Raw genomic sequence first — 20,156 nt, 5'->3', positions numbered from 1 at the left:
GACCCGTACTGTATGAAACGATTCAATCGCACACGAGGAAGTGACACGATGACATCGACCCCGACCTTCACCGGCATCGCCGACCAGCTCGCACGACAGCAGATCGAGCTGCCCAGCTGGGCCTTCGGCAACTCCGGCACCCGCTTCAAGGTGTTCAGCACGCCCGGCACCCCGCGCGACCCGTACGAGAAGATCGCCGACGCCGCCCAGGTGCACGAGTACACCGGCCTCGCACCGACCGTGGCCCTGCACATCCCGTGGGACCTCGTCGACGACTTCAGCGACCTCAAGCGGCACGCCGAAGAGCACGGGGTGTCGCTCGGCACAGTGAACTCGAACACGTTCCAGGACGACGACTACAAGTTCGGCGCCCTGACCCACGTCGACGAGACGATCCGGCAGAAGGCGATCGACCACCACCTGCGCTGCATCGACGTGATGGACGCCACCGGCAGCCGCGACCTGAAGATCTGGCTCGCCGAGGGGTCGAACTACCCCGGGCAGGAGGACATGCGCTCCCGCCAGGACCGCCTGCACGAGTCGCTCAGCACGATCTACGACCGCCTCGGTGCCGACCAGCGCCTGGTGCTCGAGTACAAGTTCTTCGAGCCGTCGTTCTACCACACCGATGTGCCGGACTGGGGCACGAGCTACGTGCAGACGGCCGCGCTCGGCGACAAGGCGATGGTCTGCCTCGACACCGGCCACCACGCCCCCGGCACGAACATCGAGTTCATCGTGATGCAGCTCCTGCGCCTCGGCAAGCTCGGCAGCTTCGACTTCAACTCGCGGTTCTACGCCGACGACGACCTGATCGTGGGCGCAGCGGACCCGTTCCAGCTGTTCCGCATCCTGGTCGAGGTCATCCGCGGCGGCGGCTACGACAACCACGACGTCGCGTTCATGCTCGACCAGTGCCACAACATCGAGGACAAGATCCCCGGTCAGATCCGCTCCGTGCTCAACGTGCAGGAGATGACGGCCCGGGCACTGCTCCTCGACCGCGTGGCCCTGACCGCAGCGCAGGAGGCCCACGACGTCCTCGGCGCGAACGAGGTCTTCATGGACGCGTACCAGACCGACGTCCGGGCGGACCTCGCCGCGTGGCGCGAATCCCGCGGCCTGCCGGCGAACCCGATGCGCGCGTACCTGGACTCCGGGTACCAGCAGTCGATCGCCGAGGACCGCGTCGGCGGCGTCCAGGCCGGTTGGGGCGCGTAGACACATGGCACACACACTGGAGGCTCGGGTGGACCCCGCAACGCACGGCACCGACGCAGACACCACGATCAGTGCGCTCATCGCGCGCTCGAACGCGCTCGGCTCGGATCCGCGGATCACGAACTACGCCGGCGGGAACACCTCGGCGAAGGGCACCGACACCGACCCGGTCACGGGCGAGCCGGTGGAGCTGCTCTGGGTGAAGGGCTCCGGGGGCGACCTCGGCACCCTCACCCCGACGGGCCTCGCAGTCCTGCGCGTCGACCGCGTCCGTGCCCTCCAGGACGTCTACCCGGGGGTGGAGCGCGAGGACGAGATGGTCGCCGCGTTCGACTACACGCTGCACGGCAAGGGCGGTGCCGCTCCGTCCATCGACACGGCGATGCACGCCCTGGTCGACGCCGCGCACGTCGACCACCTGCACCCGGACGCCGGCATCGCCATCGCGACGGCGGCGGACGGACCGACTCTGACGTCGACGATCTTCGGCGACACGGTGGTGTGGGTGCCGTGGCGCCGACCCGGGTTCCAGCTCGGGCTGGACATCGCCGCGATCAAGCGGGACAACCCGCAGGCGATCGGCACGATCCTCGGTGGCCACGGCATCACGGCGTGGGGCGACACCTCTGCCGAGGCCGAGGCGAACTCGCGCTGGATCATCGACACCGCCGAGCAGTACATCGCGGAGCACGGGAAGGCCGACCCGTTCGGCGGGTCCCGGGCAGGCTTCGAGGCGCTGCCGACCGAGGCGCGGAGGCAGCGCGCCGCCGCCCTCGCCCCGACGATCCGCGGCATCGCCGGGCACGACAAGCCGATGGTTGGTCACTTCACCGACAGCGATGTCGTGCTCGAGTTCCTGGCGTCGTCGCGCGCCGAGGAGCTCGCCGCGCTCGGCACGAGCTGCCCCGACCACTTCCTGCGCACCAAGGTGAAGCCCCTCATCCTCGACCTGCCCGCCACCGCGAGCGTCGACGAGCAGACCGCCCGCCTGCACGAACTCCACGAGCAGTACCGCGCGGACTACCAGGCCTACTACGACCGCCACGCGAACCCGGACTCCCCCGCGATCCGCGGCGCCGACCCGCTCATCGTGCTGGTGCCCGGCGTCGGGATGTTCTCGTACGGCAAGGACGCCCAGACCGCCCGCGTCGCCGGGGAGTTCTACGTCAACGCGATCAACGTCATGCGCGGTGCCGAGTCGCTCAGCACCTACGCCCCCATCGACGAGGCCGAGAAGTTCCGCATCGAGTACTGGGCCCTCGAAGAGGCGAAGCTGCAGCGGATGCCGGCCCCCAAGAAGCTCGCCACCCGCATCGCCTTGGTCACCGGAGCCGCGAGCGGCATCGGCAAGGCGATCGCGAAGCGCCTGGCCGCCGAGGGTGCCGCGGTCGTCATCGCCGACCTCGACCTGGCGAAGGCGCAAGACGCTGCCGCGGAGATCGGGAACACGGACAGGGCCATCGGCGTCGCGGCGAACGTGACGTCCGCAGCGGAGATCGAGCAGGCCATCCAAGAGACGCTGCTGCACTTCGGCGGCCTCGACCTCGTCGTCAACAACGCCGGACTCTCCCTCAGCAAGAGCCTGCTCGAGACCACCGAACAGGACTGGGACCTGCAGCACGACGTCATGGCGAAGGGGTCGTTCCTGGTGTCCAAGGCGGCGGCGAAGGTCCTCATCGAGCAGGGCCTCGGCGGCGACATCGTCTACATCTCGTCGAAGAACTCGGTGTTCGCCGGTCCGAACAACATCGCGTACTCGGCGACGAAGGCCGACCAGGCGCACCAGGTCCGGTTGTTGGCGGCGGAGCTCGGCGAGCACGGCGTCCGCGTCAACGGGATCAACCCCGACGGTGTCGTCCGTGGCTCGGGGATCTTCGCGAGCGGCTGGGGAGCGAACCGCGCGAAGACCTACGGCATCGAGGAGCAGGACCTCGGCGCGTTCTACGCCCAGCGCACCATCCTCAAGCGCGAGGTCGTCCCGGAGAACGTCGCGAACGCCGTCTACGCCATCTGCACCGACGACTTCTCGCACACGACCGGTTTGCACGTGCCCGTCGACGCGGGTGTCGCCGCCGCGTTCCTGCGCTGATGAACGACAAGCTGATGCACGACAAGCTGATGTCCGACAAGAGGTAAGAGCATGTCCACCAGCGGCACCGTCGCCGCCGTCGACCTCGGGGCCACCAGCGGCCGCGTGATCCTCGGGCACGTCGACACCGACGGCGTCCGGATGGAGCACGTCGCCCGGTTCCCGAACGGCCCCGTGACCCTGCACGAGCACGACCGCGAGGCCCTGCACTGGGACGTCGTCGAGCTCCACCGACAGGTGACCGACGGCCTCCGTCAGGCGTTCGCCACGCACCCGGCGATCGTCAGCATCGGCATCGACTCGTGGGCGGTGGACTACGGCCTGCTGCGCGACGGTCGGCTGCTCGGGCTGCCGTACCACTACCGCGACGAGCGGCACGAGGGCGGCGTCGACCGCGTGCACCGACGGATGGACGCGGCCGAGCTGTACGCACGGAACGGCCTGCAGCACCTGCCCTTCAACACGGTGTTCCAGTTCGCTGCCGACCCGTCGCTGCAGCTCGCGCAGCGGGCGCTGCTCGTCCCCGACCTGCTCGGCTACTGGCTCACCGGTGTCGAGGCGGCCGAGCGCACGAACGCGTCGACGACCGGGGTCCTGAACGCGACGACCCGCGGGTGGGACCCGGCGTTGCGGGCTGCTGCGGGCCTCCCGGCCGGCCTCCTGCCCACCCTGCGTGACCCGGGCGACCGACTCGGGCCACTGCTGCCGTCCGTCGCCGACGCCGTCGGCGGGCAGGCACCCGTCACACTCGTCGGCTCGCACGACACGGCCTCCGCCGTCGTCGCGGTCCCCGCGACCGAACCGGACTTCGCGTACATCTCCTCCGGCACCTGGTCACTCGTCGGCGTCGAGCTCGACGCACCCGTCCTGTCGGACGCGGCGCGCGACGCGAACTGCACCAACGAGGGCGGGGTCGACGGCCGCGTCCGGTTCCTGAAGAACGTGTCCGGACTGTGGTTGCTCTCCGAGAGCGTCCGCACCTGGGAACGTGACGGCGCGAGCATCGACCTGGAGGCCCTGCTCGCCTCCGCCGCGGCCGTCACGGCCCCGGTCCCCGTCTTCGACCCCGCCGACGAGTCGTTCACGGCGCCTGGCGACATGCCCGCGCGCATCGCCGCCTGGTGCGGCGACCACGGGCTCAGAGCGCCCGCATCGCGGGCCGAGTTCGTGCGCTCGATCCTCGAGTCGCTGGCCGCCGCGTACGCGGAGACACTTGCAACGATCGGCACCATCACGGGCAAAGACGTCCGACAGGTACACATCGTCGGCGGCGGATCGCAGAACCGGCTGCTCTGCCAGCTGACGGCCGACCGCACCGGGGTGCCCGTCCTGGCCGGGCCCGTCGAGGCGACAGCGCTGGGCAACATCCTGGTGCAGGCGCGGGCAGCCGGACTCGGCGGCCTGCGCGGCGCATCGCTCGAGGCCCTGCGCGCGACGATCGCGCGCACCGTCGAGCCCGTCCGGTACGCCCCGCGTTCCTCCGACGCTTCCCTCCGCCAATCCACCTCGAGACGTAGGATGTCTGTATGACCTCGACCGACGACCAGCACCGCGTCGACCCCGCCACGGGCGCACCGGCAGCCACCCCGGGCACACCGTCGGCCCGGCGGACCCCGATCAAGCGGCAGCTGCCGACCGTGCGTGACCTCGCGCCGCTCATGCAGTTCAAGAAGCCTTCGCTGCCCGGTCGGCGTCAGCGCCTCGAACAGGCCCTGACGATCTGGGACCTGCGCGACATCGCCGCCCGCCGCACGCCGAAGGCCGCGTTCGACTACACCGAGGGCGCCGCCGAGGCCGAGATCTCGCTCGCGCGCGCCCGCCAGGCGTTCGAGGACATCGAGTTCACGCCCGCGATCCTGCGCGACGTGTCGTCCGTGGACACCTCGCGCTCGGTGCTGGGTGCGCCGGTCGCGTACCCGTTCGGCATCGCCCCCACCGGGTTCACGCGCATGATGCAGACCGAGGGCGAGCGTGCCGGTGCCCGGGCAGCCGGACGCGCGGGCATCCCGTTCTCACTCTCCACCATGGGCACCACGGCCATCGAGGACGTCCGCGACGCCAACCCGAACGGCCGCAACTGGTTCCAGCTGTACATGTGGAAGGACCGCGAGAAGTCGATGGCGCTGGTCTCCCGCGCCGAGAAGGCCGGGTTCGACACGCTGCTCGTCACCGTGGACGTGCCCGTCGCCGGCGCGCGTCTGCGGGACAAGCGCAACGGCTTCTCGATCCCGCCGCAGCTCAGCGCCCGGACCGTGCTGAACGCCATCCCGCGGCCGTGGTGGTGGTTCGACTTCCTGACCACCGAACCGCTGGCGTTCGCGTCGCTCGACCGGTGGTCCGGCACCGTCGGGGAGCTCCTCGACCACATGTTCGACCCGACCGTCACCTACGAGGACCTCGCGTGGATCCGCGACCAGTGGAAGGGCAAGGTCGTCGTGAAGGGCGTGCAGTCCCTGGCCGATGCGCGTCGCCTGGCGGACATGGGCGTCGACGGGATCACGCTGTCGAACCACGGCGGACGCCAGCTCGACCGCGCACCCGTGCCGTTCCACCTGCTGCCCTCCGTGGTCAAGGAGGTCGGCATGGACACCGAGGTGCACCTCGACACCGGCATCATGTCGGGCGCGGACATCGTCGCCGCCGTGGCGCTCGGTGCGAAGTTCACGATGGTCGGCCGGGCGTACCTGTACGGGCTGATGGCGGGCGGCGAGGCCGGTGTCGACCGGATGATCCAGATCCTGTCGGAGCAGATCGAGCGCACGATGCGGCTGCTCGGGGTCACGTCGCTCGACGAGCTCGAGCCCGGGCACGTGACGCAGCTGCAGCGGTTGCAGCCGGTACCGCGCGGCTGAGGCTGCGGGCAGCGGGCTGCCCGCCGTTCACCGCGCGTTCGAGTGCCGATTCGGGCGATTACCCCCGAACGGGGCACAAATGATGCAAGATGTCCGTGGACGCGTCACCGAACCCCTCGGCATCCTGCCCCCTGGCGCGCCGTCCCCTCCCCGCATCCTGCGCCCGAGCACCCCGAGGAGCCCGACATCTCGACCCGAAGCACGTGCACGCCCACGCGCGGCACGACCCCCGCGACCACCACGCCCATCACCTCCACCACCGAACGGCACACCCGATGAGCCGCCGTCGCGCGATCCTGGCGGCAGCGACCGCCGGTTGCCTGGCACTCGGAGTCCCCACCGCCTCCGCCGCCTCCGCTGACAGCTGGTGGGGCTGGGGCGGACACCGCCACGGGCAGCACGCCCCGGTGACCCCCACGCCCACCCCCTCGGACACTGCGACCCCGGCCCCGTCCGACGACGAGGAGTCGGACACGACGCCGACGGAGACGCCCGCGCCGACCGCCGAGGCCGCGCCGATCGAGGACACCACCCCGACCGCAGAACCCGAGGCGGCTGCGCCCACCGACGACGCCGAAGCCGCGGAGCCGGACGCCGACGACGCGGCCGAACCGCAGAACGAGGTCGCCGACACCTCCGCTGCGCCAGCCGCCTCGTTCGTCGAGGACTTCACCACCGACGCCGTCACCGGCCTCGTCTCACGGCTCTACCCGGAGTCGTGGCAGCCCTACCCCGACGGCACCTCCGGCATCTACGCACCGAGCAAGACCGTCTCGGTGCACGACGGCGTGATGGACGTCGCCCTCGGCACCGGAGCGGGGGCGGCCGGCACGTTCGGCTCCTCCGCCGGAGCATGGGACCACGTCGGCGGCTCGTTCTCCGTCCGCGCCAAGGCGACCGGTGGAGACGGCAACGGCGCGGCGTTCATGCTGTGGCCGACGTCGGGCACCTGGTCCGACGGCGAGATCGACTTCCCCGAGGGCAACTTCGAGGACAGCCCCTCGGCCTTCCACCACTCGATGACCCCGGGCAAGGAAGCCGACCGCGTCCAGATCGGCACCGGCGTCTCGTGGCGCGACTGGCACACCTACACGGTGGACTGGGTGCCCGGAGAGTCGGTCACCTACAGCGTCGACGGCAAGGTCCTCGACACGATCACCCACGACGTACCGACGACCCCGCACCGCTTCATGTTCCAGGTCGGCAACTGGGGCGACCAGGGCAACCTGCTCATCGATTGGGTCTCCACCACGGAGTGAGCGTTCGGCCCACTGAGTGAGCAGAAGACGTCGGGTCCCCACCAGGGACCCGACGTCTTCTGCTCACTGGATCAGGCTCGCGACGTCAGCGCACGGTCCAGGTTCCGCGCAGGGTGGTCAGCAGGTGGTCGATGTTCCGCAGTGCCCGTCGGGTCTCCCAGACGGAGTACGCGCACATCCCCACGAACAGCACCAGGATCGCCCACCAGAACGGACTGACCGTCAGAGCTGCCCAGACCGAGAAGGCCGCGAAGACGACGACCATGATCGGGACGATGACCCGGTTGTTCCGGTACCGCTTGCGGGTCGACTCGAGCTCGCGGGTCCACACGACGTGGTCGACGTCGTCCGGCAGGTCTCCGGAGCGCACCGCTCGCTGGATCGCGGCAGCACCCTCGGTGCCACCCGCTCGGCGGCGACGGTAGGCGATGAGGAAGCCGAAGAACACCGTCATCAAGACGGCGGAGAAGAGCGATCCGATCGCGCGGGCGGCCAGACCGGCACCGTCGGGGTTCGAAATCAGACCGATGGCGAAGTACAGTCCGCCGACCAGCACGAACAGGATGGGCAGCAGCGCCGGCAGCGGCAGCCTTCGGAAGCGGTCCACGGTGTCTCCTCATCGAATGTTCGAGTGCTCCTCGGTTCCTCCACCATGCCGACGACTCCCGGGAGTCGACTGAACCATCCCACCGAAGGTTTAGTTAGGTTAGCCTTACCTACATGGCACGGACGAACATGCAGGCGACCCGCACGAAGCCGGAACGCATCGAGCTCCTCACCCTGCGCGTCGTGCGGACCGAACGGATCTCGCCGTCCTTCGTCCGCGTGGTGTTCGGCGGCGACGACCTGAGCCGATTCACCCACATGGGCTACGACCAGTGGTTCCGTCTGTTCCTGCCGGTGGACGGCGGTGACCTCGCGCGGGCCCCGCAGAAGCTCGACACGGTGAGCTACCTGAAGTTCCTGACGGTGGCGAAGGCGAGCCGACCGATCCTCCGCAGCTACACCGTGCGGAGCCTCCGCCGACTGCACCAGGGCGACGAGCTCGACGTCGACTTCGTGGTGCACGGCAGTGGCGACGACCACGCACCGACCGGGCCGACCGCGGCTGGGTGGGCACTCGGCGCACAGCCCGGCGACGTGGCCGGGCTCATCGACGAGGGCATCGGCTTCGACCGGGACGCCCTCGGTCGTCCGATCGTGATCGTCGCGGACGAGAGCGCCCTGCCCGCTGCAGCCGGGATCCTCGAGTCGCTCCCCCGTTCGACCAAGGGCACCGCGATCCTCGAGGTCCCGACGGACGCCGACGTGCGGACCATCGATGCGCCGACCGGCATCGACGTGACGTGGATCACCCGCGAACCCGGTCGACGTCCCGGAGCCGCGGCGCTCGACGCGGTCACCCGATCGTCGGTGAGCCCCGACCACGCTGCCTGGGTCGCCGGCGAGCAGTCCCTCGCCGGCGGAGCACGACGGCACTGGGTCGGCGCGGGCATCCCGAAGGAGCGGATCGCCTTCACCGGGTACTGGCGCGCGGGCCGGTCCGGCTGACTGCGTTCGGGCACCTCCGGCGACTTCGTGAGCAGGAATGGTCGAGTGCCGATTCCCGACCCGACCATTTCTGCTCACGAAGCACGGCGCGGACGCACGAAGCACGAAGCACGGCGCACGGCCACCAGCGCCGCGCGCCTAGGGTGGGCGGGTGATGGGCGACGAGGGGCGAGCACGGGCGGCACTCGCGACCGTCGCAGCGAACGGGTGGGCGGATGCCGGGCCCGTGGCGGGCGAACTCACCGGTTCGTCCACCCCGCGGCACGCCGCCGTCCTGATGCTCTTCGGCACGCTCGACCGCGCCCCGAGCGACCGCCCGGCCGTCGCCGCCGACGTCCCGCGCGACCTGGACGTCCTGCTGCTCGCGCGCGCCACGACCCTGCGCGCGCACCCGGGCGAGGTCGCGTTCCCCGGCGGACGGATCGACCGGGGCGATGCCGACGCCGTCGCCGCAGCCCTCCGCGAAGCACACGAGGAGACCGGGCTCGACCCGACGGGCGTCGAGGTCCTCGGCACGCTGCCCGCGGTGCCGCTGGCGTTCTCGAACCACCTGGTGCGCCCGGTGCTGGGGTGGTGGCGCGAGCCGTCTCCGATCCGGGTCGTCGACGAGCGCGAGTCGGCCGCGGTGTTCCGGGTCCCCGTGGCGGACCTGCTCGACCCGGCGAACCGCGGGGTCACGGTGATCCGACGCGGTGGTCAGGAGTGGCGCGGGCCGGGCTTCACCGTCGATGCGGAGCACGGCGACCACGACGACGACGACCACCACGACGACCACCTGGTGTGGGGGTTCACCGCGATGCTGCTGGATGCGCTGTTCGACCGGCTCGGGTGGACCGAGGACTGGGATCGGGAGCGGGAACTGCCGCTCGATCGTCGACACTGAGCCGGTCGGTACCGCCCAGGGGGAACGACAGCGGGTCGGCACGGACCGCGTCCACCGCGTGGGCGACGGCCCCGATGACGACGACGTCGCCGCCGAGCGTCGACGCCACCAGGTCGGGCACGGGGTCGAAGTGCCAGCCGTCGAGCAGCGCGCGGGCACGGTCGATGACGGCGACCGCCGGCTGGGCGATCGCACCGGCGACCACCACGCGGTCGATGTCGAGCAGGCTGGCGAGCAGGACGCAGACGCGGGCCAGTCGGTCGCCGAGGCGGTCGACGATCGCCAACGCCACGGTGTCGCCGTCCTGCGCCGCGCGGAACACGGCGGAGGCACCGGCGTCCACCGCGAGCGGACTGCCCGGCCGGACCTCGCCCGCAGCGACGGCCTCGGCGACCAGCGTCCGCGCCGTCGCGCCGATGCCGTCCGACGACCCGACGCCCTGGACGATGTCGAGCACACGCATCTCCCCCGCGCCGCCGTGGGCACCGCGGAGCAGCACACCGTCGACCACGAGGCCGCTGCCGAACCGCTCGCCGGAGAGCAGTGCGGCGAACGAGGCGTCCCCCGAGGACGGCCGCTCGGCGAGCGCGGCGAGGTTCGCGTCGTTCTCGACGACGACGCGGCCGTGCGGGACGGCGCCGGCGAAGCCCGGGTTCATCCGGTCCCAGAAGCCGCCGTCGTCCGGCGATGCCCCGCCGGCGTCGACCGGCGCGGGGATGCCGACGACGGTGACCAGGACGCGGGAGCGGCCGGCTCCGGCGGCGGCGAGCGCGTCGTCCACGGTGTCGGCGAGGACTGCGAGCCGGACGGGGACCTCGAGTCCCGACTCACCGAGCGCCCCCTCGGCGCGACCGAGCACGGTGCCGCGCAGGTCGGCGACGATGGCGGTGACCCGGTGCTGTCCGGCGTCCACGCCGACGACGACCCCGGCGGCGGTGTCGAGTTCGTAGCGACGGGCGGGCCGGCCGATCCGGTACTCCCCGGCGGCACGGGCGTCGTCGAGCTCGTGGAGCCAGCCGAGCCGGACGAGTTCCTCGCACGCGGCCAGCACGGTCGAGCGGGTCAGGCCGGTGGCGTCGATGGCTTCGGTCGCGGTGAAGGCGCCAGCGTCGAAGGCGTGCGCGAGCAGTGTCTCGGCGCTCGTTCGACGGGGTGGCGGCATGCCGTGACCTTATCGCGCAACGAGTTCCTTGCGTAATTAGATTTTGTCGCTAGATTTAGTCTCGCGGTCGGCATCGGAGCCGATCGCAGGACGGAACGGCAGGGCTGCCGGGTCCGGACGGACGGAGACGACGTGCAACCACACGCCACGACCAGGACTGCGGCATCGGTGAGCCGACGCTCGTTCCTGCTCGGAGCCGGCGGCATCGGGGCGGGCCTCGCGCTCGCCGGGTGCGCCCCGATCGGGTCCTCGAGCGCCAAGCCGGAGACCATCACGTTCTACGTCTCGAAGCCCGAGGTCATCGGGTACTTCGACGGCGTCATCGCGCAGTTCCACGACAGCCAGTCGAAGGTGCGGGTCGTCCGCGACTCGACCTCGAGCATGTCCGCGAACTTCGTCCGGAACCGACCGCCGGACCTCGGCTGCTGGAACTACAACTTCTCGGTCGTGCCGTTCGTCGAGCACGGAGCCCTGACGGACCTCTCCGACCTGCCGCAGGCCGACACGATCAACCCGGACCTGTGGCCGCTCATGCAGCAGACCGCCGACTACCCGGGTCGCAAGAGCGCGCTGCCGTACTCGGTGACCGCCGCCTCGGTGATCTACAACAAGGCGCTGTTCGCCGAGCAGGGACTCGAGGTGCCCACCACCTGGAGCGAGTTCGCCGATCTCTGCGGGCGGCTGCAGCAGGCCGGCATCGCCCCGATCTACGGGACGTTCAAGGACAACTGGACGATCGCGCAGGGCATGTTCGACTACACGGTCGGCGGTGCGATCGACACCCCGAAGACGTTCGACGCACTGCGACGCGAGGGCACGAGCGTCGGCAAGGACTCGTCGGTGTCGTTCGAGAAGGACCTCCGGACGCCGATGGAGCGCATGACCCAGCTGCGCGCATGGCACCAGGACGGTGCCGCCAGCCGCGGCTACGGCGACGGCAACCTCGCGTTCGCACAGGGCAAGGCCGCGATGTACCTGCAGGGGCCGTGGGCGCTCGGCGAGATCGCCAAGACGAACAAGGACATGGACCTCGGCACGTTCCCGCTGCCCGTCACCGACCACGCCGCGGACAACAAGGTGCGGGTGAACGTCGACCTGGCGCTCTGGATCCCGGAGGCGTCCCGCAAGCAGGAGGCCGCCCGCGAGTTCCTGACGTTCCTGATGCAGTCGAAGGTCAACGACAAGTACAACGCCGACAACAACGGCTTCGGTGTCCGGAAGGACGCTCCCCCGGCGTCGAACCCGGCGCTGACCGGCATGCAGTCGTACTACGACGACGCCGCCTTCTACCTCGGTGCGTCGCAGCTCATCCCCGCCGAGATCCCGGTCGCGAACTACGCGCAGTCGATCGCCTTCGGAGGCGATCCGCAGCGCCAGCTCCGCACCCTCGACGCCGACTGGGCGCGTCTCGCGCTCCGCACGGCCGCGTAAGGAGACGTCCCATGGCAACCACGACCACCGAAGCCATCACGACGGCGGACCGCCGCCGACGTGGCGGAGCCGCCCCGGGCCTCCCGTCCGTCACCCACAAGCGGAAGCGGATCGAACCGCTCTTCCTCGCCTTCCTGCTCCCCACCCTGCTGCTCTTCACGCTCGCCATCACGCTGCCGGCCGTGATGGGCATCGTGCTCAGCTTCACGAACTCCGTCGGCTTCGGTGAGTTCCGCTTCATCGGGCTCACGAACTACGTCGCGGTGTTCTCCGACCCCGCGATCCTGCAGGCGTACCTGTTCACCCTCGGGTTCTCGCTCGTCACCGTGATCGTCGTCAACGCGATCGCGTTCCTGCTCGCCATCGCGCTGACGTCGAAGATCCGCGGCAAGATCGCCCTCCGCGCGGTGTTCGTGCTGCCGATGGTCATCTCGGGCATCGTCATCGCGTACGTGTTCTCGTTCCTGTTCGCGAACAGCCTGCCGGCCCTGGCCAGTGCGATCGGCTTCGGTCCGCTCGAGCAGAGCATCCTGGCGAACCCCGACCTGGCGTGGGTCGCCATCGTGATCGTCACCGCGTGGCAGGCGATCCCGTCGACGCTCCTCATCTACATCGCCGGGGTGCTGTCCATCCCCGGCGAGGTCTACGAGGCAGCTGCCCTCGACGGCGCGAGCGCGTGGCGGCAGCTGATCTCGATCACCGCACCGCTGACGGCCGGCTACATCCTGATCAACCTGGTGATCGGGTTCAAGAACTTCCTGAACTCGTACGACATCATCGTCGGCCTGACCGACGGTGGCCCCGGCACCTCGACCACGAGCGTCGCGATGTCGATCTTCAAGGGCTTCAACGGCGGCGACTACGCCTACCAGATGGCCAACGCCACGATCTTCTTCATCATCGCGGTCGTCATCGCCGTGATCCAGCTGCGGGCGACCCGCGGGAAGGCAGCGCTCTGATGACCATCCAGACACCCCTCCGTCCGGGGACGACGAAGACGGGCAGCATCAGATCGGTCGACGCCGACCGGACCGCCGGCCGCCGCGGCGGCAACGCCAACTGGCCCGTCACCGTCGTCCTCGTGCTCTGCGCGCTCTCGATCCTGGTACCGCTCTACGTCACCCTGACGATGGCGTTCAAGACGACCGGCCAGGCCGTCGACGGCAACGCGTTCTCGCTGCCGGCACCGTTCAGCGTCGACGGCTTCGTGCAGGCGTGGGAGCTCACCGACTTCCCGCGGGCGTTCGGCGTCTCGGTGCTCGTCGCCGCGATCACCGTCGTCGGCACGATCCTGCTCGCATCGTTCACGGCGTTCGCGATCGCCCGGAACTGGGACCGCCGGCTGTTCCGCTGGTCGTTCTTCTACCTGCTCGCCGCCATGTTCCTGCCGTTCCCGGTGCTCGCGCTGTCGCAGGTGAAGCTCACCGGCCTCGCGCACCTGGACAACCCGTTCGGCGTCGCGCTGCTGCACGTCATGTTCCAGCTGTCGTTCAGCGTGCTGCTCTTCACCGCGTTCCTGCGGTCGATCCCGGCCGAGCTCGAGGAGAGCGCCCGCATCGACGGCGCGAGCACCGGCCAGGTGTTCTGGCGGCTCGTGTTCCCGCTGCTGGCACCGATGAGCGCCACCGTCGGCATCTTCGCGTTCCTGGCGTCGTGGAACGACTTCGTGATGCCGTCGCTGATCACCTCGGACCCGGCGTTGCAGACCCTGCCGGTGCTGCAGCAGATGTTCCAGACCCAGTTCAGCAACAACTACAACGTCTCGTTCGCCTCGTACCTGATGGCGATGGCCCCGGCGATCATCGTCTACCTCGTCACGCAGCGATGGGTGATGGCCGGTGTGACCCAGGGCGCCATCAAGTGAGCACGACGACCGACCCGGCCGGTACGACCGAACCGACCGACACCGCCACGAACCACGAAAGGCCCGTCGTGACCGACACCCTCGCCCAGCCCGCCACCACCAGCGCCGACGAGACCTGGTGGCGCCAGGCGAGCGTCTACCAGATCTACCCCCGCTCCTTCGCGGACGCGAACGGCGACGGCATCGGCGACCTGCCCGGCATCACCGAGCGCGTGCCGTACCTGGCGTCGCTCGGTGTCGAGGCCGTCTGGCTCAGCCCGTTCTACCCGTCCGCCCTCGCCGACGGCGGCTACGACGTCGACGACTACCGCGACGTCGACCCGAAGCTCGGCACGCTCGACGACTTCGACCGGATGGTCGAGGCGCTGCACGCCGCCGGCATCCGGGTGATCGTCGACGTGGTGCCGAACCACACGAGCGACCGGCACGAGTGGTTCCGCGAGGCGCTCGCCGCTCCGAAGGGCTCCCCCGCCCGCGACCGCTACGTCTTCCGCGACGGCACCGGGCCGTCCGGCGAACAGGCTCCGGCCGACTGGATCTCGATCTTCGGCGGCCCGGCGTGGACCGCGGTCGGCGACGGCCAGTGGTACCTGCACTCCTTCGCCAAGGAGCAGCCCGACCTGAACTGGGCGAACCGCGAGGTCCGCGACGACTTCCTGCACACCCTGCGCTTCTGGTCGGACCGTGGCGTCGACGGCTTCCGCATCGACGTCGCCCACGGGCTCGCGAAGGACCTGCCGTCCGGAGCCCTGCCGACCTGGGCGGAGCTCGCCGAGATCCCGAAGGACGGCTCGCACCCGCTGTGGGACCGCGACGACGTGCACGAGATCTACGCCGAGTGGCGGACCGTGTTCAACGAGTACACCCCGGCACGCACCGCGGTCGCCGAGGCCTGGGTCGCCGCCGACCGCCGCGCCCGGTACGCCAGTGCCGACGGTCTGGGGCAGGCGTTCAACTTCGACCTGCTCGAGGCCGACTTCGACGCCGGTTCGTTCAGGGAGATCATCGAGTTCAACCTCGGTCTGGCCGAGCAGTCCGGCTCGTCGACCACGTGGGTGTTCTCGAACCACGACGTCGTCCGGCACGCCACCCGCTACGCGCTGCCGGCGCGGAACGGCTCCCCCGACAAGCAGGGCGGCAAGTGGCTGCTCGCCGGTGGGTCGCAGGACGCGCTGGACCGCTCGCTCGGGCTGCGCCGCGCGCAGGCCGCGACCCTGCTCGAGCTCGCACTGCCCGGCTCCGCCTACCTGTATCAGGGCGAGGAGCTCGGTCTGCACGAGGTCGGCGACATCCCCGACGCCGACCGCCAGGACCCCGCGTTCTTCCGGAACCCGGGCGTCGACGTCGGCCGCGACGGCTGCCGTGTCCCGATCCCGTGGACCCGGTCCGGCCCGTCGTTCGGCTTCGGCTCCGGCTCCGCGCACCTGCCGCAGCCGGCGTGGTTCGCGGACGCCAGCGTCGAGGCCGAGGACACCGACCCCGACTCGACCCTGAACCTGTACCGGAAGGCCCTCGGGCTGCGCGGCCAGCTGCAGTCCGAGGAGCACCTGGAGTGGCTCGAGACCGGCCGCGACGACGTGCTCGCGTTCCGACGCCCGAACGGGTGGACGAGCGTGACGGTGTTCGGTGACGAGCCCTACGAACTCCCCGCCGGCGAGCTGCTGCTCGCCTCGGCACCGGTGGCAGACGGTGCCCTCACGGGCGTGGGGACGGCCTGGTTGCGTTCCTGACGCAGGGTGCGCGTCGTGGACGCGACCAGGTGACGGACGGGAGGCGCGGTGCAGGCAGGCACCGGGCCTCCCGTCCGCCGTGGGGTCACCATCTCGGGCCGCGACCGGCACCCGAGACGTCAGCCGCTGCCGGTAGGGTCGCCGCATGAGCGGGGCGACGATCAGCGTGCAGGACTTCGTCATGCGGTTCGGGGACCGGAACGTGGTCGACGGACTGTCGTTCGACGTCGCCGCCGGCGAGACGTTCGGCCTGCTCGGCAGCAACGGCTCCGGCAAGACCACGACGATCCGCGCCCTGCTCGGCATCACCACCCCGACCGCGGGCACCCTGACCATCGACGGCCAGCCCTACCGGCCCGCCACCGGTGGCATCGGGTACCTGCCGGAAGAGCGCGGGCTCTACCGCAAGGAATCCGTCATCGACGTGATGTCCTACTTCGGACGGCTCCGCGGGCTGCGCGGCCCCGAGGCGACGGCCTGGAGCATGGACTACCTGGCACGCGTTGGTCTGGCCGATCGCGCCAAGCTCCGCGTCGACAAGCTCTCCGGCGGGCAGCAGCAGAAGGTGCAGCTCGGCATCACGATCATGGACCGGCCGCGGCTGCTCATCCTCGACGAACCGACGAAGGGCCTCGACCCCGTGAACCGACGGCTGCTGCTCGACCTGGTCGACGAACGGAAGGCCGACGGCGCGACCGTCATCCTCGTGACCCACCACATGGACGAGGTCGAGCGGCTCTGCGACCGGATCCTGCTGCTCAAGGACGGCACCGCCGCCGCCTACGGGTCGATCCCCGACGTGCAGGATGCCTTCGGCGGTGCCGTCGCCCGGGTCGGCCTCGACGGGCCGGTCCCCCGCTCGCCGCTGTACAAGCTCGCGCGGCACGAGGGGCACGTCGCCTACCTCGTGCCGACGTCCGCCGCAGCACCGGACGGTGCCGACATCCTCGCGGCGCTCGTGGCGGACGGTGTCCGCGTCACCGCGTTCGAGATGCGTCGGATCCCGCTCGACGAGATCTTCGTGCAGGTCTACGGCCACGACGCGCTCGCCGCCGCGGGGGCAGCAGCGTGAGCCGCCTCGGCACCGTCGTCCGGTTCGAGTTCGTCCGCGCGGTCAAGAAGCCCGCGTTCTGGATCGGCACCCTCGCACTGCCGGTCGTCATCGTCATCGTGTCCCTGCTCGTCGGCATCGGACAGGCAGCCGGCACCGACTCGGTCGTCTCGGGCTCGTCGGCCACGAAGACCCCGTTCCGCTACGTCGACCACTCCGGGCTGGTGTCCGAGTCCGTCGCGGCGAAGTGGGGCGGGTCGCCGTCCACCGACGCCGACGCCGACCGCGCCGCCGTGCGTTCCGGGGACCTCGACGCCTTCATCTCGTTCCCGTCCTCCCCCTCGACCTCGCCGATCACCGTCGATGCCGCCGACCGCGGCCTGTTCGCGAACGGTGGCTACTCGTCGCTCGCCGAACGGGTGCTCGAGCAGAGCGTCGCCGCGACCGTCGACGACCCCGAGACCGTCGAGCTCCTGCGTTCCCCACCGGCCACCGACGTCACGACCTACGCCGACGGGCAGGTCGCGCCGGGATGGCTGTCGATCGTTCCGCCGTTCCTGTACGTCGCCGCCTTCTTCGGACTCGTCATCCTGCTCGCGGCACGCATGGTGACCGTCGTGGTCGAGGAGAAGGAGAACCGCATCTCCGAGATGATCCTGACCGCCGTCACCGCCGGCGACCTGATCCGCGGCAAGGTGATCGCGATGCTGCTCGTCGGGTTCGTGCAGGTCGGGGTGTTCGTCATCCCGGGGCTGGTCGGGATGCTCGCCGTCCTGCCACTCGTCGCCTCGCAGCTCGGCGGGCTGACGATCGACCCGTGGCGCATGCTCGTCGGCGCGCTGCTGCTCGTCGGCGGCGTGCTGCTGGCGTCCGGACTGTTCGTCGCCGTCGGTGCCGCCGTGCCGTCGATCAAGGACGCCTCGGCACTGCAGTCGGCGGCGATCTTCGCCCTGATCATCCCGCTCTACGCGGCGTTCTTCGTGATGACCACCCCGACGTCGCCCGTCGCCGCGTTCTTCACGTACTTCCCGACGTTCACGCCCGTCACCGCCATGGTGCGGAACGCCGTCGGCTCGCTGAGCGTCGTCGAGTCGGTGGTCTGCATCGTCGAGGTGTTCGTCGCCGCCGGGCTGCTGCTCTGGTTCGCCGAGTACCTGTTCCGGCACTCGGTCGCGCAGTACGGGTCGAAGGTGACGCTGCGACAGATCGTGTCGTGGCGGCGGCGGTCGGTCTCCCGCTAGGGACGGCTCTGGGGTTCCCGCTCGGGTTCGCGTGCGGTCTGCTGGCGCTCCGCCGATCGCTGGCGCTGCGGCGTCTCGCGCTCGGGGACGTCGGCGTCGAGGTCCCACGACGGCAGCTCGTGCTGCTTCCAGCCCTGGCGGAGCGTCCGGACCGACCGGTCGAACTCCACCATGACGTCGATGTGCGGCCGGACGAGCATCTGGATCTGCAGCCCCTCGTACACCGCGAGCAGCTGCGTGGCCGCCTGGTAGGACGGGATCGCCGACTCCTCGGCACCGTTGTCGAAGTCGCGCTGCAGACCGTTGCTGAGCTGCTCGACGTACTCGTCGAAGCGCTTGCGGAACAGCTCGGCGAAGCCGGACTCGGAACTCGCGACCGTGATCACGCCCGCGAGGACGCGGACGAGCCCCGGGTCGGCGACGTCCTCGGCCAAGGTCAGCCGGACGTGGTCGATCGTGCACGCCGGCGGGGTCTTCCGACGGGTGCCACGCAGCTGCGTCCACCGGTCGTACGTCACCAGCAACAGGGCTTCCCACGCGGGGAACAACCGCTCCACGGTCTCGAGCGGGATGCCCGCGACCTCGGCCACCACCGAGGCGTCGACCGCGTCGAAGGAGTGCAGCCGGTAGGCGCGGATCGCTCCGCGGACGGTGCGCTCGGCGAGGGACTCATCGTCCTCGACGCGTTCGCCGTGCAGGGGTTCCATCCGACCATCCCATCGTGTGCGGTACCCCATTGTCTCGTCCCAGACCGGGGGCCGTCACATCCACGCCGGGTCGGCGTGGACCGGCTCGGCGTGGGCGGGCCGTTCAGCCGGGTCGTCAGCCGACTCGTCAGCCGACGGTGACGGGGGCTGCCGGGGGCTTCACCCGCTGCTTCGCCCAGACGAAGAACCCGGTCAGCGTGAAGACGCCGTAGAAGACGTACATGAGACCCGACGCGTAGTACCCGGCCGAGAACAGGAGCGGGACACCGACCAGGTCGACCGCGACCCAGATGAGCCAGAACTCGACCCAGCCCTTCGCCATGCCGTAGGTGGCGAGCAGCGAGCCGACGAAGATCCACGCGTCACTCCACACCGGCTCGTACGACCCGAGGGCGCGGAACACCGGCGTGAGCAGGGCGGTCCCACCGACCATGCCGACGACCAGCAGGACGCGGGTCCGCCACGATGCCCAGTGCGGTTCGATCACGGTGGACGTGTCGTCGGGGCGGTGGGTCCAGCGGTACCAGCCGTAGATGCTCACGATGATGAACATCACCTGGCGGCCGGCCTGGCCGAGCAGGTTGACGGGGTTCGGGGTGTCGAACAGTGCGCCCATGAAGACGGTGAACAGGAGCGCGTTGCCGACCAGCCCGACGGGCCAGGCCCAGACCTTGCGGCGCATCCCGCCAAGCGCACTGAGCAGCCCGAAGACGTTGCCGATCACCTCGCGCCAGAGCACCGTCTGGTCGCCGATGACGATCTGCGCGTCGAACAGCCAGCGCACGATGCCCATGGGCCCTCCTCGTTTCCGGTCGGTGCAACGGTCGGGGGATGTCCGGCATTCCGGTGGTGATCGGGGTACAAACATGTCCACCACAGGGTGGACAAAAATCACCCCCGTTTTGGGTCCATGCGAAATCATGTTCCCACTTGTCCGCACTTTGGGGGACGAGTACCGTCGTCACCAGAGCGAGTCCAGCCCGCCCGAGCAGCAGATCTGCGCTCCGGAGCCCGGCGACCGCTCTCGGCAAAGGTCAGCCGCGACCCCTCACCCGCGAGGTCGATGACACCGTCCCACCGGCACGACGACCCGAATCACGAGCCGGTGGAATCCA

Annotated in this window: 17 protein-coding genes; 13 read left to right on the top strand and 4 right to left on the bottom strand. The window is 70.2% G+C overall.

What is annotated here, in order from left to right; translation table 11 throughout:
• Nucleotides 1–48: 48 nt before the first annotated feature.
• The 5 genes from rhaI to ITJ69_RS04615 all read left to right on the top strand — a co-directional run bounded on the left by rhaI (nucleotide 49) and on the right by ITJ69_RS04615 (nucleotide 7,421).
• Nucleotides 49–1,221: an L-rhamnose isomerase gene (gene rhaI, locus ITJ69_RS04635; protein ID WP_194672137.1), complete on the top strand. Its 1,173-nt coding sequence runs from the start codon at nucleotides 49–51 to the stop codon at nucleotides 1,219–1,221.
• A gap of 4 nt (nucleotides 1,222–1,225) precedes the next feature.
• Nucleotides 1,226–3,310 (top strand): bifunctional aldolase/short-chain dehydrogenase, encoded by a 2,085-nt coding sequence (locus ITJ69_RS04630; RefSeq protein WP_194672136.1) that lies wholly within the window; start codon nucleotides 1,226–1,228, stop codon nucleotides 3,308–3,310.
• A 51-nt stretch (nucleotides 3,311–3,361) separates the two neighbouring features.
• Nucleotides 3,362–4,840 carry a rhamnulokinase gene (locus tag ITJ69_RS04625; protein WP_194672135.1) on the top strand — a complete coding sequence of 493 codons (1,479 nt, stop codon included), beginning with the start codon at nucleotides 3,362–3,364 and terminating at the stop codon, nucleotides 4,838–4,840.
• A 128-nt stretch (nucleotides 4,841–4,968) separates the two neighbouring features.
• Nucleotides 4,969–6,162: an alpha-hydroxy acid oxidase gene (locus tag ITJ69_RS04620; RefSeq protein ID WP_123672509.1), complete on the top strand. Its 1,194-nt coding sequence runs from the start codon at nucleotides 4,969–4,971 to the stop codon at nucleotides 6,160–6,162.
• Nucleotides 6,163–6,437: 275 nt separating this feature from the next.
• Complete coding sequence (locus ITJ69_RS04615) at nucleotides 6,438–7,421, top strand: glycoside hydrolase family 16 protein (protein WP_228504866.1); 984 nt, start codon at nucleotides 6,438–6,440, stop codon at nucleotides 7,419–7,421.
• A gap of 85 nt (nucleotides 7,422–7,506) precedes the next feature.
• Here the strand turns inward: ITJ69_RS04615 and ITJ69_RS04610 are convergent, their stop codons facing one another.
• The gene (locus ITJ69_RS04610) at nucleotides 7,507–8,028 is read right to left on the bottom strand and encodes a hypothetical protein (protein WP_194672133.1); all 522 of its coding nucleotides are present in this window, start codon (nucleotides 8,026–8,028) and stop codon (nucleotides 7,507–7,509) included.
• Between the two features lie 113 nt (nucleotides 8,029–8,141).
• Here ITJ69_RS04610 and ITJ69_RS04605 point away from each other — a divergent pair, with 113 nt between their 5' ends.
• Nucleotides 8,142–8,972: a siderophore-interacting protein gene (locus ITJ69_RS04605; RefSeq protein ID WP_194672132.1), complete on the top strand. Its 831-nt coding sequence runs from the start codon at nucleotides 8,142–8,144 to the stop codon at nucleotides 8,970–8,972.
• A 154-nt stretch (nucleotides 8,973–9,126) separates the two neighbouring features.
• A complete protein-coding gene (locus tag ITJ69_RS04600) occupies nucleotides 9,127–9,855 on the top strand; it encodes an NUDIX hydrolase (protein WP_194672233.1) in 729 nt (242 codons plus the stop codon).
• Here ITJ69_RS04600 and ITJ69_RS04595 read toward each other — a convergent pair.
• On the bottom strand, nucleotides 9,761–11,017 hold the full coding sequence (locus ITJ69_RS04595; protein WP_194672131.1) for an ROK family protein: 1,257 nt from the start codon (nucleotides 11,015–11,017) through the stop codon (nucleotides 9,761–9,763). The two genes, ITJ69_RS04600 and ITJ69_RS04595, sit on opposite strands and share 95 nt — an antisense overlap.
• Nucleotides 11,018–11,149: 132 nt before the next feature.
• Here ITJ69_RS04595 and ITJ69_RS04590 point away from each other — a divergent pair, with 132 nt between their 5' ends.
• The 6 genes from ITJ69_RS04590 to ITJ69_RS04565 all read left to right on the top strand — a co-directional run bounded on the left by ITJ69_RS04590 (nucleotide 11,150) and on the right by ITJ69_RS04565 (nucleotide 18,334).
• Nucleotides 11,150–12,448, top strand: a complete 1,299-nt coding sequence (locus tag ITJ69_RS04590) for an ABC transporter substrate-binding protein (RefSeq protein WP_194672130.1) — start codon at nucleotides 11,150–11,152, stop codon at nucleotides 12,446–12,448.
• 11 nt (nucleotides 12,449–12,459) lie between these two features.
• On the top strand, nucleotides 12,460–13,407 hold the full coding sequence (locus tag ITJ69_RS04585; protein WP_123291962.1) for a carbohydrate ABC transporter permease: 948 nt from the start codon (nucleotides 12,460–12,462) through the stop codon (nucleotides 13,405–13,407).
• The gene (locus ITJ69_RS04580) at nucleotides 13,407–14,312 is read left to right on the top strand and encodes a carbohydrate ABC transporter permease (RefSeq protein WP_123291961.1); all 906 of its coding nucleotides are present in this window, start codon (nucleotides 13,407–13,409) and stop codon (nucleotides 14,310–14,312) included. The genes ITJ69_RS04585 and ITJ69_RS04580 overlap by 1 nt, the downstream gene beginning before the upstream one ends.
• A 68-nt stretch (nucleotides 14,313–14,380) precedes the next feature.
• Nucleotides 14,381–16,042 (top strand): glycoside hydrolase family 13 protein, encoded by a 1,662-nt coding sequence (locus tag ITJ69_RS04575; protein WP_194672232.1) that lies wholly within the window; start codon nucleotides 14,381–14,383, stop codon nucleotides 16,040–16,042.
• Between the two features lie 145 nt (nucleotides 16,043–16,187).
• Nucleotides 16,188–17,114 (top strand): ABC transporter ATP-binding protein, encoded by a 927-nt coding sequence (locus tag ITJ69_RS04570; protein WP_123338726.1) that lies wholly within the window; start codon nucleotides 16,188–16,190, stop codon nucleotides 17,112–17,114.
• Nucleotides 17,111–18,334, top strand: coding sequence for an ABC transporter permease (locus tag ITJ69_RS04565; protein WP_123338725.1), 1,224 nt, complete (start codon nucleotides 17,111–17,113; stop codon nucleotides 18,332–18,334). The genes ITJ69_RS04570 and ITJ69_RS04565 overlap by 4 nt, the downstream gene beginning before the upstream one ends.
• On the opposite strand, the gene ITJ69_RS04560 is transcribed toward ITJ69_RS04565, so the two are convergent.
• On the bottom strand, nucleotides 18,331–19,041 hold the full coding sequence (locus ITJ69_RS04560; RefSeq protein WP_194672129.1) for a hypothetical protein: 711 nt from the start codon (nucleotides 19,039–19,041) through the stop codon (nucleotides 18,331–18,333). The two genes, ITJ69_RS04565 and ITJ69_RS04560, sit on opposite strands and share 4 nt — an antisense overlap.
• Before the next feature lie 127 nt (nucleotides 19,042–19,168).
• Nucleotides 19,169–19,834: a nicotinamide riboside transporter PnuC gene (pnuC, locus tag ITJ69_RS04555; protein WP_123291957.1), complete on the bottom strand. Its 666-nt coding sequence runs from the start codon at nucleotides 19,832–19,834 to the stop codon at nucleotides 19,169–19,171.
• Nucleotides 19,835–20,156: the final 322 nt, after the last annotated feature.

This window comes from Curtobacterium sp. VKM Ac-2887 (assembly GCF_015350935.1).
GTDB lineage: Bacteria > Actinomycetota > Actinomycetes > Actinomycetales > Microbacteriaceae > Curtobacterium.
Note: the sequence above shows the minus strand (reverse complement) of the source record. Positions and strands in the feature narration are given on the sequence as shown.

Bases quoted from the DNA above. Each gene is read 5' to 3' on its own strand.
- pnuC (WP_123291957.1), bottom strand. From the start codon at position 19,834: ATGGGCATCGTGCGCTGGCTGTTCGACGCGCAGATCGTCATCGGCGAC.
- ITJ69_RS04560 (WP_194672129.1), bottom strand. From the start codon at position 19,041: ATGGAACCCCTGCACGGCGAACGCGTCGAGGACGATGAGTCCCTCGCC.
- ITJ69_RS04605 (WP_194672132.1), top strand. From the start codon at position 8,142: ATGGCACGGACGAACATGCAGGCGACCCGCACGAAGCCGGAACGCATC.
- ITJ69_RS04570 (WP_123338726.1), top strand. From the start codon at position 16,188: ATGAGCGGGGCGACGATCAGCGTGCAGGACTTCGTCATGCGGTTCGGG.
- ITJ69_RS04580 (WP_123291961.1), top strand. From the start codon at position 13,407: ATGACCATCCAGACACCCCTCCGTCCGGGGACGACGAAGACGGGCAGC.
- ITJ69_RS04595 (WP_194672131.1), bottom strand. From the start codon at position 11,017: ATGCCGCCACCCCGTCGAACGAGCGCCGAGACACTGCTCGCGCACGCC.
- ITJ69_RS04625 (WP_194672135.1), top strand. From the start codon at position 3,362: ATGTCCACCAGCGGCACCGTCGCCGCCGTCGACCTCGGGGCCACCAGC.
- ITJ69_RS04615 (WP_228504866.1), top strand. From the start codon at position 6,438: ATGAGCCGCCGTCGCGCGATCCTGGCGGCAGCGACCGCCGGTTGCCTG.
- ITJ69_RS04620 (WP_123672509.1), top strand. From the start codon at position 4,969: ATGCAGTTCAAGAAGCCTTCGCTGCCCGGTCGGCGTCAGCGCCTCGAA.
- ITJ69_RS04630 (WP_194672136.1), top strand. From the start codon at position 1,226: ATGGCACACACACTGGAGGCTCGGGTGGACCCCGCAACGCACGGCACC.
- rhaI (WP_194672137.1), top strand. From the start codon at position 49: ATGACATCGACCCCGACCTTCACCGGCATCGCCGACCAGCTCGCACGA.
- ITJ69_RS04600 (WP_194672233.1), top strand. From the start codon at position 9,127: ATGGGCGACGAGGGGCGAGCACGGGCGGCACTCGCGACCGTCGCAGCG.
- ITJ69_RS04585 (WP_123291962.1), top strand. From the start codon at position 12,460: ATGGCAACCACGACCACCGAAGCCATCACGACGGCGGACCGCCGCCGA.